This window comes from Paenibacillus lentus (assembly GCF_042714055.1).
In the GTDB taxonomy this organism is placed as follows: Bacteria; Bacillota; Bacilli; order Paenibacillales; family Paenibacillaceae; genus Fontibacillus; species Fontibacillus lentus_A.
The window spans coordinates 304818-321448 of record NZ_JBHGVC010000001.1; the positions used below are offsets into that span (position 1 = coordinate 304818).

The 16631-nt window shown below is 46.6% G+C and carries 15 protein-coding genes and 2 pseudogenes; 7 read left to right on the plus strand and 10 right to left on the minus strand.

What is annotated here, in order from left to right; translation table 11 throughout:
* Positions 1 to 42: 42 nt before the first annotated feature.
* Both ACE3MQ_RS01300 and ACE3MQ_RS01305 read left to right on the plus strand, forming a co-directional pair.
* Entirely contained in the window at positions 43 to 1419 is a 1377-nt protein-coding gene (locus tag ACE3MQ_RS01300) for an FAD-dependent oxidoreductase (RefSeq protein WP_379389805.1), read from the plus strand.
* 38 nt (positions 1420 to 1457) lie between these two features.
* Positions 1458 to 2423: an SGNH/GDSL hydrolase family protein gene (locus tag ACE3MQ_RS01305; RefSeq protein WP_379390691.1), complete on the plus strand. Its 966-nt coding sequence runs from the start codon at positions 1458 to 1460 to the stop codon at positions 2421 to 2423.
* Between the two features lie 101 nt (positions 2424 to 2524).
* Here ACE3MQ_RS01305 and ACE3MQ_RS01310 read toward each other — a convergent pair whose 3' ends face one another.
* The 4 genes from ACE3MQ_RS01310 to ACE3MQ_RS01325 all read right to left on the minus strand — a co-directional run bounded on the left by ACE3MQ_RS01310 (position 2525) and on the right by ACE3MQ_RS01325 (position 5570).
* Positions 2525 to 2704, minus strand: a complete 180-nt coding sequence (locus ACE3MQ_RS01310; RefSeq protein WP_379389807.1) for a hypothetical protein — start codon at positions 2702 to 2704, stop codon at positions 2525 to 2527.
* A gap of 276 nt (positions 2705 to 2980) precedes the next feature.
* On the minus strand, positions 2981 to 3793 hold the full coding sequence (locus tag ACE3MQ_RS01315) for a class I SAM-dependent methyltransferase (protein ID WP_379389809.1): 813 nt from the start codon (positions 3791 to 3793) through the stop codon (positions 2981 to 2983).
* Between the two features lie 485 nt (positions 3794 to 4278).
* On the minus strand, positions 4279 to 4611 hold the full coding sequence (gene csaA / locus ACE3MQ_RS01320; RefSeq protein WP_379389811.1) for a chaperone CsaA: 333 nt from the start codon (positions 4609 to 4611) through the stop codon (positions 4279 to 4281).
* Positions 4612 to 4658: 47 nt separating this feature from the next.
* Positions 4659 to 5570 (minus strand): DMT family transporter, encoded by a 912-nt coding sequence (locus ACE3MQ_RS01325; protein ID WP_379389813.1) that lies wholly within the window; start codon positions 5568 to 5570, stop codon positions 4659 to 4661.
* Positions 5571 to 5724: 154 nt separating this feature from the next.
* Here ACE3MQ_RS01325 and ACE3MQ_RS01330 point away from each other — a divergent pair, with 154 nt between their 5' ends.
* From ACE3MQ_RS01330 to ACE3MQ_RS01340, 3 genes and pseudogenes are all read left to right on the plus strand, one after another.
* A complete protein-coding gene (locus tag ACE3MQ_RS01330) occupies positions 5725 to 6624 on the plus strand; it encodes an AraC family transcriptional regulator (protein ID WP_379389815.1) in 900 nt (299 codons plus the stop codon).
* Between the two features lie 128 nt (positions 6625 to 6752).
* A pseudogene (locus ACE3MQ_RS01335) lies at positions 6753 to 7315 on the plus strand (sigma-70 family RNA polymerase sigma factor).
* 121 nt (positions 7316 to 7436) lie between these two features.
* Positions 7437 to 7808 carry a DUF3600 domain-containing protein gene (locus ACE3MQ_RS01340; protein ID WP_379390693.1) on the plus strand — a complete coding sequence of 124 codons (372 nt, stop codon included), beginning with the start codon at positions 7437 to 7439 and terminating at the stop codon, positions 7806 to 7808.
* A gap of 184 nt (positions 7809 to 7992) precedes the next feature.
* Here the strand turns inward: ACE3MQ_RS01340 and map are convergent, their stop codons facing one another.
* The 5 genes from map to ACE3MQ_RS01365 all read right to left on the minus strand — a co-directional run bounded on the left by map (position 7993) and on the right by ACE3MQ_RS01365 (position 12526).
* Complete coding sequence (map, locus tag ACE3MQ_RS01345; protein ID WP_379389817.1) at positions 7993 to 8739, minus strand: type I methionyl aminopeptidase; 747 nt, start codon at positions 8737 to 8739, stop codon at positions 7993 to 7995.
* Between the two features lie 5 nt (positions 8740 to 8744).
* The gene (locus tag ACE3MQ_RS01350) at positions 8745 to 9350 is read right to left on the minus strand and encodes a TetR/AcrR family transcriptional regulator (RefSeq protein WP_379389819.1); all 606 of its coding nucleotides are present in this window, start codon (positions 9348 to 9350) and stop codon (positions 8745 to 8747) included.
* A gap of 505 nt (positions 9351 to 9855) precedes the next feature.
* Entirely contained in the window at positions 9856 to 10887 is a 1032-nt protein-coding gene (locus tag ACE3MQ_RS01355; RefSeq protein ID WP_379389821.1) for a nitroreductase family protein, read from the minus strand.
* A 56-nt stretch (positions 10888 to 10943) separates the two neighbouring features.
* On the minus strand, positions 10944 to 11426 hold the full coding sequence (locus tag ACE3MQ_RS01360; RefSeq protein ID WP_379389823.1) for a MarR family transcriptional regulator: 483 nt from the start codon (positions 11424 to 11426) through the stop codon (positions 10944 to 10946).
* A 140-nt stretch (positions 11427 to 11566) separates the two neighbouring features.
* Entirely contained in the window at positions 11567 to 12526 is a 960-nt protein-coding gene (locus ACE3MQ_RS01365) for a helix-turn-helix domain-containing protein (protein WP_379389825.1), read from the minus strand.
* A 248-nt stretch (positions 12527 to 12774) separates the two neighbouring features.
* On the opposite strand from ACE3MQ_RS01365, the pseudogene ACE3MQ_RS01370 reads away from it, so the two are divergent.
* Positions 12775 to 15028, plus strand: a pseudogene (locus ACE3MQ_RS01370) (heavy metal translocating P-type ATPase).
* A 50-nt stretch (positions 15029 to 15078) separates the two neighbouring features.
* On the opposite strand, the gene ACE3MQ_RS01375 reads toward ACE3MQ_RS01370, so the two are convergent.
* Complete coding sequence (locus ACE3MQ_RS01375; RefSeq protein ID WP_379389827.1) at positions 15079 to 15471, minus strand: ArsR/SmtB family transcription factor; 393 nt, start codon at positions 15469 to 15471, stop codon at positions 15079 to 15081.
* A gap of 327 nt (positions 15472 to 15798) precedes the next feature.
* Between ACE3MQ_RS01375 and sufC the strand changes: the two genes are divergently transcribed.
* Positions 15799 to 16626 (plus strand): Fe-S cluster assembly ATPase SufC, encoded by an 828-nt coding sequence (sufC, locus tag ACE3MQ_RS01380; protein WP_379389829.1) that lies wholly within the window; start codon positions 15799 to 15801, stop codon positions 16624 to 16626.
* The last annotated feature ends 5 nt before the right edge of the window (positions 16627 to 16631 follow it).

Genomic DNA, 16631 nt, shown 5'->3' on the forward strand with positions numbered 1-16631 from the left:
ATGATGACATGATAAAGCTAAACAGAAATGGGGGAGGTTTCTATGAACGGACATATTACTCTGCCATCCGTCAGCATTCCGGTTGCCCGCGAGGTGGATGTGCTGGTCATCGGCGGCGGAGCTTCCGGAATTGCCGCGGCCATTGCCGCTGCGAAAGGGGGAGCGCAAACGATGCTGGTGGAACAGAGAGGGTTCCTTGGCGGCATGGGCACGGTTTCGCTCGTTCCGGCCTTCTGTCCCTTTACGGATAAGCGAAAGCCGATTATTCGCGGTCTCGGCCTGGGGCTGATGGAACGGATGAAGTTGGCATGCAAACCGGAGTACCGCGAGGAATATCAAGAGATGCTGGATTGGGTGCCGATCGATCCCGAGGTGCTGAAACGGGTCTATGACGATGCCATTCTGGAAAGCGGCGTTACGCCGCTGTATCACACTTTTGTTTACGATGTTGTCCTGTCTGAGGATCGCCGGAAGGTTGAAGGTGTCGTTGTCGTTAACAAAACGGGACGTTCTTTCATCCCCTGCCGGTATATAATCGATTGCTCGGGTGATGGGGATATTGCCGCACTGGCGGGAGTTCCTTTTCAGAAGGGCGGGGAAGCGGGCGAACTTCAGCCCGGCAGCATGTGTTATCTGCTTGCGAATGTGGATCGTCCGAAGTTCAACCGGTTCCTGGAGGAGAGCGGGGATACGGGCCAGCTGCACAAGACGGTGGAGCTGGCGATCAAGGACGGTGCGCTGCCGGAGGGCCGCAAGTCGATCTCCGGCCTTGCTTGGGTCAGCGACTATCTGGTGGGGGTCAACTTCGGCCATGTATTCGGCGTGGACGGCACCCTTGCCGAGGATTTGACGCGGGGGGCGATTGAAGGACGCCGCATGGCGGAACGCCAGCTGCAGTTCTTCCGCCGCTATGTGCCGGGCTTTGAGCACGCCCATATGGTGGCGAGCGGGGAGCAGCTCGGCATCCGGGAGACGCGGCGTATCGAAGGGGACTATATCCTGACGGTCGATGATTTCCTTGCTGCGCGCTCCTTCCCAGACGACATTGCCCGCAACGCATACTACATCGATATTCATCTCGCCAACAGCAAAAGCGACATGACCTTCAACCACTTGCCGCCGGGGGTTTCACACGGCGTACCGTACCGGATCATGCTGCCGGTTGGCATCGACAATCTTTGGGTTGCCGGACGCTGTGTATCCTCGGATCGGGCGGTTCAAGGCTCCCTGCGGGTGATGCCGAACTGCTTCTCCATGGGCCAAGCGGCGGGAACCGCTGCTGCATTGGCGCTGCGGGATGACGCCGGCTCGCGCGGCATTTCCGTAGCCGAGCTCCAGCAGCGTCTGCTGGAGCAGGATGTATGGCTGGGAGAGGATTTTGTACCGGCTGAGAAGCAGAAGGAAGGGAATACGCCGTGAAGCAGCTACCCTTAACGGATGAGTGGTTTCATGGCACCGTGTCGCTCGAGCACCGGGAGGAGGGAATCAAACCCTGGCGTATTCCTTACATGGATTACGAACTGTATCCGCCTGCGGGAATCGAGGCCAAAGCCGAGATTTGTGCCGGTGTTCGCTTGCGGCTGCGCACGAACTCCACAGAGGCGGTGGTATCTTTCGCCCCGCTTGCGGATGCCGCCGCCATGGATTGCGTGGCAGGAGGAGAATTATGCCAGACGCTCAGCCTGCCTGCCGGAGCGACAGAAGCCTTGTTCAGCGGACTCTCCGCCGGAACCAAGGATCTGGAGATTTGGCTCCCGCAGAATATAGGAATGACCGTCACCGGCATACGGATTGATGCCCATGCCGTCGGAGTCCCGCTGCCGGACACCCGGCCCCGCTGGATTACTTACGGCAGCTCCATTACCCAGTGCGTCGGGGCTTCCAGCCCCTCTCGCACTTGGCCTGCTATTGCTGCCGAAGCCTGCGGCTTCAGCTTGACCAATCTCGGCTTCTCCGGCAACTGCCACATGGAACCGATGATCGGGCGGCTGATTCGCGACTTGCCGGCCGATTTCATCTCCATATGTGCGGGCGTGAACATCTATGGCGCAGGTACCTTGAGCCCTCGCATGTTCAAGCCGCTGCTGATTGGACTGCTGGAGACGATACGCGACAAACACAGGGAGACCCCGCTGCTTGTCATTTCTCCGATTTATGGCACCGTCCGCGAAACGCAGCTCAATTCGCTGGGCTTCACCCTGCCCATGATGCGTGAAGCCATTCGCGAGACCGTGGAGCTGCTCAGGGAACGGGGCGATCGCCAGTTGTACTATCAGGATGGTCTGAACTGGCTCGGCCCGGAGGATGAAGTTTTTCTGACGGACGGCCTGCACCCCGGACCCGAGGGGTATGAGTTGCTAGGCCGGCGTTTCCGCGATCTTCATGAATTTGCGTTTCGGGTTGAACATAGATTTGCGGAGTGACGAATTTCTACTATATTCGGGATGACTAATGGGAACGCCTCAAAAACCTTTTGCCGCCAGAACGGAAACCACAGGGTGGACGTCAATGTTGTTAACTTAAGCTAAAGTCCTTGCCGCTTCGTCATGCTGAACTTGTTGGCCTTTGTCTGCTTTTCACGCGGGAAAGAACGATCTTTCACGACGGGGACAATATTACGTTGAAGCTCTTCAACGAGCCTCGCATGAAGGCGTTCCCGTCGTTCGTCATCCGCTTCCAACATATCACCATCAGGCGATTGCACATTTTGCCCACTAAAAATATACAGAAAACTACGCTGAAGATCAGGACTCTTTTAATGAAATATTCTATAAATGCCTAAAAATGTAATAGTAAGTATTTCAAAATGAATTACTAAAACCACTGAATTTTCGAATCAGTGGTTCTTTAAAGAATCATTGGAGAGGAGAAAAGGGTTAATGATATAAGTTCTTGTCTTATAAAGATGAGATAGAACTATGGGAAATACTGAATTGGCGATGTATTAAAAATTTGCTAGTGATGATTAAGCTATCGGATACTATAGTTTTCTTGCCTTGATTACGAAAGTTACAGGAAGCATCTTTGCTTTTTTTGCAAAATCGCTGTTATCATCCCGCGATTGCATAATTTCATCATCTGATTCCTCAATCATTTGCTCAATTACAAATCCCGCTTTGGAGAGCGCATTCACATAGGTTGATAGCTTACGATCCGATAATGTTAGCGTACCTTCATCAAGAGATACCGAATACCAAGATTCATCGAAATAACATTTTTTAAAAGCAAGCATATTATCTTCTACAGCAACACATTTGTGTATAGGGTGAGACCAACTGAAAATAAATACACCGTCTTTTTTAAGGTAAGAAGCAATCCGGCAAAAAGTACCCTCAAGGTCGGTGGTCCAGCCTATGGCATATATCGAATAAACAAAATCAAAATAATCTATTGGTATGCCACATTCTTCTTCCATGGGAGAGCAGATAAATTTTGCTGAAAGGCCGGATGCCGTCAAATGTTGCTTTGCCTTTTCGATTTGTTTTTCGGATATATCCACAGCCCATAGTTCAGATGCTTTGCGTTCCCCCTGATATTGCAAGGAATGACCGGTTCCACAGCCTATCTCCAGCATCTTTTTCCCTGAGACATCGCCAAAAAGCTGGCATTTATCTTCTGAGACATATGATCCATAGAAAGGAAGCGCAGTTGCCCCTAAGATGTCATTTCCTTTTGTGTCCCAAAAGATGCTGTTTGTTTTATGAATAGAATTCCTATCCATGTCGACCGAGATGGCGCTGCCAGCCTCGCCAGCACCTATAATATTTGTTCTATAAACAGAATCCTTGTCCATCCGAAGCCCTCCCAAAATATAAATAATACGAGCCTGAAAGTGTATCCTAACTTGCGCGTTATCCCAATAACACATATATAACACGAACACACTTTCGCATTAATCCCCAAATAATGTACCATTTTTTTATGAAAAAAACCATCCAAAATCATCCATCCAGCGTCCATTTGTTCTCGCAGACATGGCCGCCCCATCTATGCAATGGTAACAGCCTGCAGCATGATAATTAGTAAAGTACACCTCCAGTGTAATCCTAGTGATTATGTCCGCTGTAATATTATTCATCCGTTCCAGAAAGAAGCAGTAAAAGCATGTAGAAACACAAGTACTGTTAATGTTTTATCCTCAAATCCAATAGGACGTTGTTGTCGTTATTTATCAAGCCTATGTTTCAGAGAAGCAATTCGACATCTAAATGTCCGTTCGATGCTTAAAGTAAAACCCACCGAAAGAGGTGAGCCCTGAGCGGTGAGTTTTGCTTTTTATTATCCGATCGGCGTACCGTCAGGCAATTCAAAATCAGGCCTCAACAGAACGACATCTCCCTGTTCAGGCAAGCCGCCAAGAACCAAAACTTCCGAATTGAATCCCGCTATACGGCGTGGAGGAAAATTAACTACCCCTATGATCTGCTTCCCAATAACGGTTTCAGCGGTGTACCTTTTGGTGATTTGCGCGCTGGATGTTTTAATTCCGATCTCCGATCCAAAATCGATCTCCAATTTAATGGCCGGGACTTTGGCTTTTGCAAAAAACTCGGCTTTGGTAATTGTGCCGACACGGAGATCCAATTTCAAAAAATCGTCGAAAGTTGCCATTTCAACATTCACCCTCATTCATTATTTTCCTTAAGCTCCTGTACCAGTCAATCCGAAGGATGCTTGGCAATTGAATACTGTAAGGATTGCAGCCAAAAGTACATTAGCATGCCTAGAAGTGTAATCAACCCGCCTACAAATTGAAATATGGAGATGGTTTCCCCCAAAAACAGATAAGCCAACAGGATGGCCAAAACAGGTTCGCCGATAATGCCTACAGAAACCGTTGTTGCACCAATGGATTTGAGCAGCAGATTGAAAACATATTGTCCGAATATCGTGGGAACGATCGCAAGCAGAAGGAAATACGTCCAATCCGAAGTGTTGTACCTGGTCAAAGAAAGGTTATTCAACAAGTTGTAAACGAGCAGGACACTTCCGCCAATAAAGAAGACGGCGACACTGTATAGATTTGCATTGATTTTTGGGCTCACTTTCTGTCCGATCAACATGTAAGCCGAAAGCAATATGGTTCCTATTAGAGACAAACCGTCCCCGATCAAAGCCTCTCTTGAAACTCCAATATCTCCCCAAGCGATAATTACCGAGCCTAACAGGGCGGCAATCAAGCAGATAACGGTAAGCAAACTCGCTCGTTCCCGAAACATAAAATACGAACCGATCATGACAAACAAAGGCTGTAACGCCAGGATTACCATGGAACTCGCCACTGAGGTAAATACCAGCGATTCCATCCAAAACAAGAAATGCAGCCCCAGCAGCAGACCTGCTAGAAAAACGGTACTCCAATCCTTGGAGTCCAGTTTCGAGGAGCGGAGCGATTTCCAGGGGACAAAAGGAAGCATAATGATTGCCGATAGATAAAGCCTGTACATACCCGCAATCGCGGTTGGCGTATCCGAAGATTTGATCATGATAGAAGAGACGGATACCGATAGAATGGCGATAAAAAGCAGTACATAAGGATAAAGCGTTAGCGACGATTTGTATTCTTCCAAACTATAACCCTCCAAGAGGGCTTACCCGAACGTCTGTGCACAGGCTAGTGATAAGCCAAAGATTTGATATAATAATATCATCGTTTTTTCTTTTTTTGTGCAATTATATCTTTCTTTTATATAGATATATCGTCATAGAAAGGAGTTTCTTATAATGTCTAAGCAGCTTCACGAGACTATTCTATATCCCGACCTTTCGTTTCCTTATATCATGTACACGCATACGCTTCATACAAGTATTCCCGAAGGCAGAGGATTCAGCGACCTGCACTGGCACGAAGAGCTGCAGATCACTTTGGTGACGAAAGGGAAACTGATTATTCAAGTTAACGGAATTAATCATGAGCTGGAAACCGGCCAGGCGATTCTGATCAACAAAGGAATACTTCATGTCACGACTCAGCTAACGCATGACGGTCAATATGTGAGTTTCAATTTTCCCGAAAAGTTGCTCGCCTTTCACACGGACAGCGCCATGGAAAAAAATTATGTGCTCCCTTATACCAATTCTTCTTTAGTTTCACTCGTCATCAAAGGAGACGCGGAGTGGGAGAAGGAGGTATTGGACATGCTTTGGGAAATGAGAAAGAAGTTCAATATGAAAAAAAGCTGGGGATGGGAATACGAAATTTCGATTAAAACCGTACAGCTATGGTTTGCCTTGATTTCTAATATTTCGCTCTCTCCCGAGGAAGCGTCGAAAAACACGAAGCGGCAGCAGGAAAGACTGCAATTAATGCTCAGCTTCATTCATCAAAACTATTCACGTCCTGTAACGCTGCAAGAGATTGCTGATGTCGCGCATCTGAGCGTCTCGGAGTGCACCCGGTGTTTTAAAAAAACGGTTCACACGACGCCATACGAGTACCTGATTAAATATCGAATCAAGAAAAGCAGCGAATTATTAATATCAACGGACGATACCATAACCGAGATAGCCCACAAGGTAGGCTTCAATCACGTCAATCACTTTATTCAGTCTTTTAAAAAGTACCAGGAAAGAACACCTAAAGATTTTCGGAAGTATAGAGCTGAAGTTGATATAATCATTTAGCAAAGCCGAGGAATGTTTCATTGATTTTTTCTAAAATGCGAGTATTGTCAAAAAAGTTTATTCTCTTACTGAACCTTTTTCCCCATACGAGCGAATTAATAGTTGTAACACGTTCAGGAGGGGCCCCCATGAATGATAAAGAGTTACTTTCGTGGCGATAAAGCGACGTTGGGCGACGAGTCGGCCTTTCAGCTTGTCTATCAGGCGACTCACCAAGACGTCTATCGGACGGTTGCTTTTCTCGTCTACAACAAACAGGACATTGAGGATATCGTGAATGAAGTTTACATGCACATGTGGCGGTCGTTTCACAAGTACGACCCGAATCGGCCATTCCGGTTTTGGTTGCACGGGATTACTGTCCGTCTTGTCCAGGATTGGAAAAGAAAGGCCTGGCGGCGAATTCGCCTCTTTGAACGAAACCGCCAGATGACTTGTGAACAGTTCGACTGGACGGACAAAGCTGTCCTGCAGTCCGAAATGCAGCGTGAGCTGTTCAGCCTTGTCCGCCAGTTGTCGTACAAACTACGTGTGGTCGTCATCCTGCGCTATTCTCACGACTATGCGCTGGAAGAAATCGCAGACATTCTGCAGATCCCCCTTTGGCACAGTGAAATCCAGGCATCATCTGGCACTGAAAGAACTCCGGAAACGATTCGAAATGACGGGAGGAGATGCGTATGTCCATTGATAAGGAATTGCGTGAAGAGCTTCGTCAGGTGGCAGATTCGATGCATTACCCACCCGAGTTGTATGGACGTGTCCAACAGTCTTATCAAGACTATGTGAACGAAAAGAGAGGTAGATCTCGCATGAAAAAACGTCTGCTCGCAGGTATTGCCGCAGTTGCAATCCTGATACCGTCTGCCGTACTTGCTTCTTCCTATCTAGCCGATGATATATTCGGTTCTGTTAAAACCATTGAACAGCACGGCGGATCACAGGAAAGTTATCAAGAGATTGAAGGAATGCTTCAAATAGCAAAAGACAAGCTCACGGATGACGAATTAAAGGAGTTTATGGAGCTGTTCAAGCAGATCGTTCAATTAAAGCTGAAGATGACTGATGAAAAAGGAATCAAACATGAGGAAAAGCTGACCAAAGAAGAACAGCAGCAGTTTGAGCAGCTCGCCTCCAAGCTGGCCCCGTACTTCGAGAAGATTAACGAAACCGCCAAGCCGTAAGAAATTGAAGCAGGGATCCGTCCGATGTGGATGGGGTCCCTTTTTCTCGTCCAGGGAAAGTACCCATATTACATAAAAATTCAAGAAACACGGTGCTACCATCGTTGGAACATTTAACGAATAGAAGGTGGGTCAACACTTGAACTTTATGAATGGTGTGGTTGATATAATGTGGCGATGGATTTTATTGTTCGGTCAATATAATCGGGCCATCCGCAGTAATGGCGATCGTATGCTCGTACTGTGCGGAAAGCGATCCGTCAGCGGTTCTGGCGGTCCATCCGTCGGCGTCGATCGTCATTAACGCTTTTCCGGCATTTAGCATCGGCTCGATCGTAAAAACCATTCCTTCTTTCAAGCGGAACCCCTTGCCCGGATTCCCGACGTGGGGATAATTAGGTTCCTCGTGCATCGCCCTTCCTACGCCATGACCGAGCAGATCCCGCACCACCGAGAATCCGTTTCGCTCGGCATGGGTTTGAACCGCGTGCATGACATCGCCGATCCGGTTTCCGACGAGAGCTTTTTCGATACCAAGATCTAAGCATTCTTTCGTTACCCGCATCAGATTACGGGCTTCTTCCGACACCTCGCCGACCGCATAACACCAAGCTGAATCGCCGATCCAGCCATCCGCCTCCGCGACGATGTCGATTGTGACGATGTCGCCTTCCTTGAGCGGCTTCCGGTTCGGAAACCCATGCGCAATGACGTCGTTGACAGACGCACATGTCGCAAACGGATAGCCGTTGTAGCCGATCGTATAAGCCTTGGCGTCATTCTCCTTTAGGAACTGCACCGCGAACGACTCGATATCGAGCGTCGTGACACCCGGCCGGATCATACCTGCGATTGCCTGATGAAATGCAGCGACAATTCTACCGGCTTTTCTCATTTCTTCAATTTCTGCTCTCGATTTCAGGATGACCATCCCATTCATCTCTCCTTAGACTGTATTCCTGAAAAAATCATATCGACGATCCCTTGCACATCCATCTCGTTCCGCATATTGTGGTGGATGTTCAATGCTGTGTAGCCAACAAGCGAGCCAAATATCAAATTAGCTGTTTTCTCCGGCGATTTGGAACCGATTCCTTCACGAATCATTTCCACAAACGGCAAATAGATCCGTTCCTGAAAATCGGCAAACAGCTTGATGAACCGGTTTCCCGGGAAGTGATGAAAATTATCCGCAACCGTTTTAAGCAAAATAAATACGGAAGGATCCTGGATGCATTTCTGCAGGAGCAGCCTGGAGAACGACTCAGCTTTAAGCAAACTGCTTCCGTCGCCCGTCGAAGTGGGGAGGGATACTGCCGACTCCGTTCGATTCAGGGCATCCCACAGTAAATCTTCCAAAAGCATGTGCTTATTTTTGTAGTAATGATACACGGTTCCGTAGCCGAGCTCTGCCTTGGCGGCAACATCGCGTATTTCCAATTGAATGCCCTTCTCCAAATACACTTCTGCAGCCGCTTGCATAATTTGGTTCATCCGCATCTCCCGGATCGCGTCATTCTGTTCTTTGGTACGTGGTGACATAGCTCCTCCTTTTTTAGACCTGCTGTAATGTCGAAATAAAATTAATATACTTCATTTGGAAGTAAGGATCAAGTACTTCGATTAGGGAGCATATCACATTTGGTTTAGCGGGCTTTTTGTCACGCACTTTTATCTTACATAATGGTTGTCAGCTTTATTTAAAGATTTTCTGTTCCAAACATCAAATCGAAAGTTACTGTAAATAATCCCGCCCAGAATGATGATCACACCAATCCACTGAGACCAGCTTATGGCTTCTCCCAGCACTAAAGAGGACATGGTAATGACAACCGGCAATTCGGGAGCCACTCAAAAAAACGAATGTGGAAAAGGAACCTCTTAAAAAAACGATCAATGCATAGTGCCATAATTTCATCAAGTCATTTTCCTCCTTTTTTGAACGCAAAAAAGCCACACAAATGACCGTACGGCCTTTGTGTGGCGAAAATAGAGATTGCTCTCCAGAAAAGTCCACATCATCCCAACCACTGTTAAATAAATATCGTCATAGATGCGTGATGTTAAGGAGTGGGGGAGGAGATGGTTCCGAATGCGGCGATCGATCGTTTTCTCCGAGCTCCAGTAGCGCTACGATCCGCTCCTCCGACAGAATGCCGAACGGCTTGCACTGATCCCGGTCATAAATCCAATTCGGTATCGATCGGCGCACGTACCACGGTCTGGATTTAACCAACAGTTGAACGTTCTGGATCAAACAGCATACCGCCGCGTAATCCTCCTCCTGCTTGTGGGGATCAGCATCTTGCTTTGCCACAATCAGGAGGAAAGCCGACGATGCATTTCCAGACGAATCCGAGAGTTTGGCGGCCGCTTCGCTGCCCGTCACATAGATAAAGCGCCACGGTTCTCTTAGTCCGTCGTTCGGGGCCCAGACGGCATCATTTAGTACCTCCAGAATGCTTTGCGCCGAAATCCGGACGCGTTCTGACTGAAGCCCATCCGCTTTTCCGCCTTCGCCGATTGCGGTCCATTTCTGTTCTGCCGGCGTTCTTCTTCGGGCTCTCGGCGCTTTATCGAAATACCCGATATGCAAAATCCCGGCAAACCTTTCACCCTCCTGCAAACCGATTTCCGCAAGAAATGACTCGCTTTGAAACATGGGGTCGGTGTCCCACAACGCGCCCAACCCGTGCTCCCAGCCAAGCAGTTGAAAATTTTGCATCACACTGCAGACGGCAGCGTAATTTTCGTCGCTATGCCGCCGATCGGAGGCGGATTCCGCGATAAAGATCAGGTGAGCTGGAATATCCGTTACTCGTTTTATGAAAAAATCAATCATTTTAGTGGGCATGAGCTTAACGAATCGGCTTTCCTTCATCTTGGCCATCATGCTCTCAACCAACCTATGACGCGACTCCGGCGTGCCGGCGAAAAGGCAGCGCCAGCGCGGCGTACCTTCGGCTTCATACAGGCTTGCCGCATTATTCATCAAGGATACAACCAGTTCCGGCGCTACCGGTGTTGTGTTGAATCTCCGGATGGTTCTGCGTTCTTTTATCGTTTGGGGAAAATTCAATATGATTCCTCCTTACTTTTGTTTACTAGTAAACAAAAATATTAAAAAAAATTTGCTTATCTCTCGTTTATATACCGGGCCATCCCTTGAAAAAACTTAAAAATCGTCTGCAGCTCGCTTTCGGAGTAATCGTCCAAAAATCGCATAAAGCGCTGCTCCTCAACTTCGTGCATATCCCGATGCAATTCGAACAGCTGCTTCCCAGGGGGCGTTAGACGAAAATATACTTCTTTGCGATTATCGTTTAGCTGGGTTCGACGAATTAGGTCAAGGGCAAGCAGCTTCTTGCTGATCTTGGTAATGCTTGCCTTCGACAATTTTAATTTTTCGACAATCGCGGAATGGTTAATCGGTTCATGATGGCCGATGCAGTCCAGAACATGGATGGTCGATAGACTTCCAGGTACGCCTTTAAGTTGATGAAGCTGCACCATTTCTTTGATTTCTTTAAGTTCCAGCTCCATTCGCTGTTCATGCAAATGAGAGAAGTGAAGCAACTGTTCATAAATTAACGCCTTGATGCTGTCAGGATAATCCATTGATCTGGAATCACACTCCATATTGTTAACTTGGAAACTAAAATATCACAATTTGTCGGATTCAGCAAGTGCCGCAAGGCTTCTAATTGATTTGATGATGATCCAAACAGATCCGTACATATACCAAAATTCAAAAGGAGTTAATTCAATTTGATTTGATTTTTGCTTCGATATTCGAGTGGACTCGTTTTATAAATCTCTTTAAAAGCAGCCCCGAATTTACTTTGACTTTTATACCCCACTGCGAGAGCAATATCCCCGATGCTTTTTTGAGTCTTATGTAACATAGAAGCAGCCTGCCTGATCCGATACTCTTTCATATATGCCGCGATGGAAACGCCGTATACTCCTTTGAAGGTAGTCTTTAGCACAGTAGGACTGATACAGTATTGCTGTGCTAGTTCCTCAATCGTAAATCTTCGATCAAAATCTTCTATCATTTTCTTTTTAATCTGTTTGATAATATCAACTTGCTGTCGGGCATAAAATGTCTTTTGTGTCTCACTGGCTACATCAAAGTAATAAAGATATATTAAAACTTCTAGTACTTTGAGCCGGTAATAAGTGGTTCTGGCCTCTATAGGAACCGAATACATGCCACAGAAGATATGCTGAATATCTTCCTTTGCCTGTATGAAATAGCACTCATCGTTTAAAAAAAAGCGATCAGCGATCCCCTGGACATCAATTAGAAAATCGGGCAGATATTTCGATAATTGTCCTGTAAACTTTTCCAAGTCAATCGTAATGTTCATGCCTTTATAGTAGCCCAATGGAAGTTCAATGCAATGACTGTGGTTGCTCATTGTGTTCATGAACAAATCACCTTCGCCTATATATTGCAGGCACCCGTCCTTCATTTTGCACTCGGCTCGTCCTTCTTGACAGTGATTTAGTTCCAGAATGTTGCGCTTGGAGTGAAATGTTGGTATAAATCGGCTTGTCTGAAAGTTAAAGCTAATCACTTCAACACCAGGCATTACAGCATAAACCGAGGCAGTAGCTTGCCCATACTCAGGATCCAACCGATAAACAACATGGTCATTGTTTCGTGCTACAATCGTGCCTTTACTGAAATGTGAAAAAGCAGATGCTTCCATAGGTTTGTTTCTCCCCCGATTTTTATTTCTATTTCACCATCTTAATATACACGAATTCAAATAGACAAATTCATAGACTTGTGAGTTATTCCAAACCGTCGAACTTTTAGTCCAATCGGTCTCACCTTCCAAATTTCATTGAAATCAAAATATGGAGTGGATATACTTTTAGACAATCAAACGATCATTTGATTGATATATGGTTTGATTGTTTAAAAAATATTCGATATTTGAAGGGAGTAGTTTTTATGAAAAAAACCTATAAACTGAGAAATCTGGACTGTGCAAATTGTGCAGCGAAGATCGAAAATGGGATTCGCAAGCTGGCTGATGTGACCGAGGTTAAAGTTAACTTTATGGGGCAGAGGATGATTCTAGAGGCTCCAGATGAAAAATTTAACGCCGTCCTTGAGGAATCCAAGAAGGTTATAAAAAAACTTGAACCGGATGTATCCATTGAGGCTTAGGCAGACAGATATAAGCTCCTCGATTTGGTTCAAAACGAGTAAAACAAAATTAGCCACATTCAAAATAGTTCTTTTGAATCTGCAGTGGTTGTGAAGATACAGCCGCTGCTTTTTCAAATGGGAGGAGGATAGAGACATGTCAAAAAAGGAAGTAAAACAGTTGGTTCGTATCCTTATTGCATCTGTTGGTTTCATAGCGGCACTACTGCTAAAGTTGGAGGGCATCGCTGAATTTCTGCTATATCTCGCGACATATCTTATCGTTGGTGGAGACATCATCTGGAAAGCGATAAGAAACATTTCTAGAGGACAGGTCTTCGATGAGAACTTTTTGATGTCAGTGGCCACGATCGGAGCATTCTGTCTTGGGGAGTATTCGGAAGGTATTGCCGTTATGTTGTTTTATCAGGTCGGCGAACTGTTTCAATCTTATGCTGTTTCAAAATCCCGCAGATCCATATCCGAACTGATGGATATTCGTCCCGACTACGCCAATGTGCTTAGAAATGGGGAATGGATACAGGTCGACCCGGAAGAAGTACAACTTAATGAATTCGTTATGGTGAAGCCTGGCGAGCGAATCCCTCTGGATGGAGTTGTTACAGACGGTTTCTCCGCAATCGATACATCAGCTCTTACGGGAGAGTCTGTTCCGCGGGAAGTACACGCCGGAGAAAATGTGATTAGCGGCTGCATCAACCAAACCGGTAAACTGACCATACAAGTGAACAAAGAATACAGCCAGTCCACGGTAGCGAAAATACTGGAGCTGGTAGAGAATTCTTCCGATAAAAAGAGCAAGAGTGAAAACTTTATTACAAAATTCGCCCGATACTATACCCCGATCGTTGTTTTCGCGGCGGTCATTTTGGCCATACTTCCACCGCTTATCACGGGTCAGTCATTCGGTATGTGGGTTGAACGAGCGCTGACCTTCCTCGTCATTTCCTGTCCCTGTGCTTTGGTTATCTCGGTACCGCTCAGCTTTTTCGGCGGAATTGGCGGGGCATCCAAATCCGGCGTTTTAGTGAAGGGAAGCAACTATCTTGAGGCTTTGGCCAGAACAGAGATGGTCGTGTTTGATAAAACCGGTACGCTGACAAAAGGCAGCTTCGCGGTCAGTGAGATGCATTCCGACAAAATGACCGGTCAGGAGTTGTTGGAATTAGCAGCATATGCGGAGGATTACTCCAACCATCCTATCGCACAGAGTATCAAGAAGACATTTGGTAGAACCATTGATTCCTCCCGCATCAAAGATATCGAAGAAATCGCCGGCCATGGTGTGAAATCTGTGATCGATGGCAAGGTCGTGTTGGCGGGCAACGCCAAGCTCATGAAACGTGAACGCATATCCTACGAAGAAAAGAAACTTGTAGGTACCGTAGTTCATCTTGCTGTAAACAATGAGTATATGGGATATATCCTCATTGAGGATGAAATTAAGGAGGACGCACCACACGCTATCGCAGCTTTGAGATCGGCAGGAATCAAGCAGACCGTCATGCTGACCGGCGATGCCGATGCCGTAGGTAAAAAGGTTGCCGCTACGCTCAAACTAGACAAAGCCTATACTGAGCTGTTGCCAGCGGATAAAGTTGAACGAATGGAAGAATTAATGAAGGAGAGAAGCGCACACGGAAAACTGGCTTTTGTCGGTGACGGCATCAATGACGCACCCGTTCTTGCTCGCGCCGATATCGGCATAGCCATGGGTGGCTTGGGTTCCGATGCGGCGATTGAAGCTGCGGATGTTGTGATCATGACCGATGAGCCATCCAAAATCGCCACAGTGATGAAGATTAGCAAAAAAACACTCCGTATCGTCAAACAAAACATCATTTTTGCTCTGGGTGTCAAAGGAATTGTACTGGTTCTGGGAGCGCTTGGTGTCACAACAATGTGGGGAGCAGTATTTGCTGATGTTGGAGTATCCGTCATTGCAATTATCAACGCAATTCGGGCACTCAATGTAAAAAAACTCAATACGCGAAAAACAGCAGCCCAAGAACAAGGGGAAAGAGCGCTGGTTTAATGTTGAGGGGGGTGTTACCGGATAAATTCTGTGAGTAACACGCCTCCTTTTTATCGATTGAGGTTGTGATCTGCAAGTCCTTTCTTCGGACAAGTCATTTGAAAAAAATCATCTACCATTTGATGAACCAGACGTGCCCTTTCATTGTCGGCGAGTGAATAATAAACTTCTTTCCCCGCACGTCTGCTTTTGATGAGACCGTGAAGCTTCAGCAACTTCAAGTGATGAGACACAGACGCGGCACTCATGCCAAGAGCGGCTGAAATATTGTTCCCGCACTCCTCGCAATGACAGAGTAACCAAAGGATTCGCAAACGTGAGCCGTCGCATAGCTGTTGAAAGACAGTGGCTCCGTCCAGAAAATATTCCACATCAGGCATTTGCTTTAAAGCATGGCTTAAATCTTGTCCGTGGTCGTGAAGTATTTCCTTGTCTTTTTTCATGGACACTCCTTTAATTAAGCATTCATTATGATGAAACCAATCCTTAGCTCACTCTATTTTAGCCTATGCATTACCAGATACCTTGTCAAGGAATTCTCGGGACTTTTCCTTTCCATGACCGGAATTTTCATGGTGGTTTCTCAAATGATTGTTGACAATGAGAATCATTATCACATATTATGTTTACTAGTAAACAAAATGATGACGATTGGAGGATGTTTACTGAAGATAAAAAAGTGAATATACGATGAAATGGATACGTATCTGATCGGTAGTTTTTGTAAGAATACGGGTTGAACGACGCATATGAAAAGGAGTGGCGATGAAATGACAGTGAGCCTGCGGATTGAACAATTGAAGGCGGCAGTAGAAGGAAAAGAAATCTTGAAAGGTCTGAGTCTTGCGGTAAATGGCGGAGAAATTCATGTCGTGATGGGACCGAATGGAACAGGAAAGAGTACATTGGCCTCGGCTTTGATGGGACACCCCAAGTACGAAGTGACGGAGGGGATGGTTACACTGAACGGAGAAGATCTGCTAGAGATGGAAGTGGATGAAAGGGCACGGGCGGGATTGTTTCTGGCTATGCAATATCCAAGTGAGATCACGGGGGTCACGAATTCCGATTTCATGCGTAGTGCGATCAATGCAAGGCGTGAGGAAGGCCAGGAAATCTCGTTGATCAAATTTGTGCGGATGATGGAAGCAAGCATGCAGACGCTGGAAATGAACCCGGAATTTATGCATCGATACTTGAACGAGGGCTTTTCCGGCGGGGAGAAAAAGCGAAATGAAATTTTGCAAATGATGATGCTCGAGCCGTCTATGGTCATTCTGGATGAAATCGACTCCGGTCTGGATATTGATGCGCTGCGCATCGTTGCTGAAGGGGTCAATGCTTTGCGCAGTGCAGACCGCGGATTTTTAATTATTACGCACTATCAGCGACTGCTTAATTATATCAAGCCGGACTTCGTACATGTGATGATGCAAGGAACCATCGTAAAGTCTGGGGGGCCGGAATTAGCGGAGCGGTTAGAAGCAGACGGATATGAGTGGATCAAAGAAGAGCTGGGTATTACAGAGGAAGCTGCGGCGCCGGATGAAGAAGGGTCGTTTCAAATTCCAATGCAAACCAAGTCGCCGCGTATCTGAAAGGG

Excerpts from the sequence above, each read along its gene's own strand:
- sufC (WP_379389829.1), top strand. The coding sequence starts at position 15,799 with ATGACAGTGAGCCTGCGGATTGAACAATTGAAGGCGGCAGTAGAAGGA.
- ACE3MQ_RS01360 (WP_379389823.1), bottom strand. The coding sequence starts at position 11,426 with ATGGATTATCCTGACAGCATCAAGGCGTTAATTTATGAACAGTTGCTT.
- csaA (WP_379389811.1), bottom strand. The coding sequence starts at position 4,611 with ATGGCAACTTTCGACGATTTTTTGAAATTGGATCTCCGTGTCGGCACA.
- map (WP_379389817.1), bottom strand. The coding sequence starts at position 8,739 with ATGGTCATCCTGAAATCGAGAGCAGAAATTGAAGAAATGAGAAAAGCC.
- ACE3MQ_RS01365 (WP_379389825.1), bottom strand. The coding sequence starts at position 12,526 with ATGGAAGCATCTGCTTTTTCACATTTCAGTAAAGGCACGATTGTAGCA.
- ACE3MQ_RS01340 (WP_379390693.1), top strand. The coding sequence starts at position 7,437 with ATGAAAAAACGTCTGCTCGCAGGTATTGCCGCAGTTGCAATCCTGATA.
- ACE3MQ_RS01300 (WP_379389805.1), top strand. The coding sequence starts at position 43 with ATGAACGGACATATTACTCTGCCATCCGTCAGCATTCCGGTTGCCCGC.
- ACE3MQ_RS01315 (WP_379389809.1), bottom strand. The coding sequence starts at position 3,793 with ATGGACAAGGATTCTGTTTATAGAACAAATATTATAGGTGCTGGCGAG.
- ACE3MQ_RS01330 (WP_379389815.1), top strand. The coding sequence starts at position 5,725 with ATGTCTAAGCAGCTTCACGAGACTATTCTATATCCCGACCTTTCGTTT.
- ACE3MQ_RS01350 (WP_379389819.1), bottom strand. The coding sequence starts at position 9,350 with ATGTCACCACGTACCAAAGAACAGAATGACGCGATCCGGGAGATGCGG.
- ACE3MQ_RS01375 (WP_379389827.1), bottom strand. The coding sequence starts at position 15,471 with ATGAAAAAAGACAAGGAAATACTTCACGACCACGGACAAGATTTAAGC.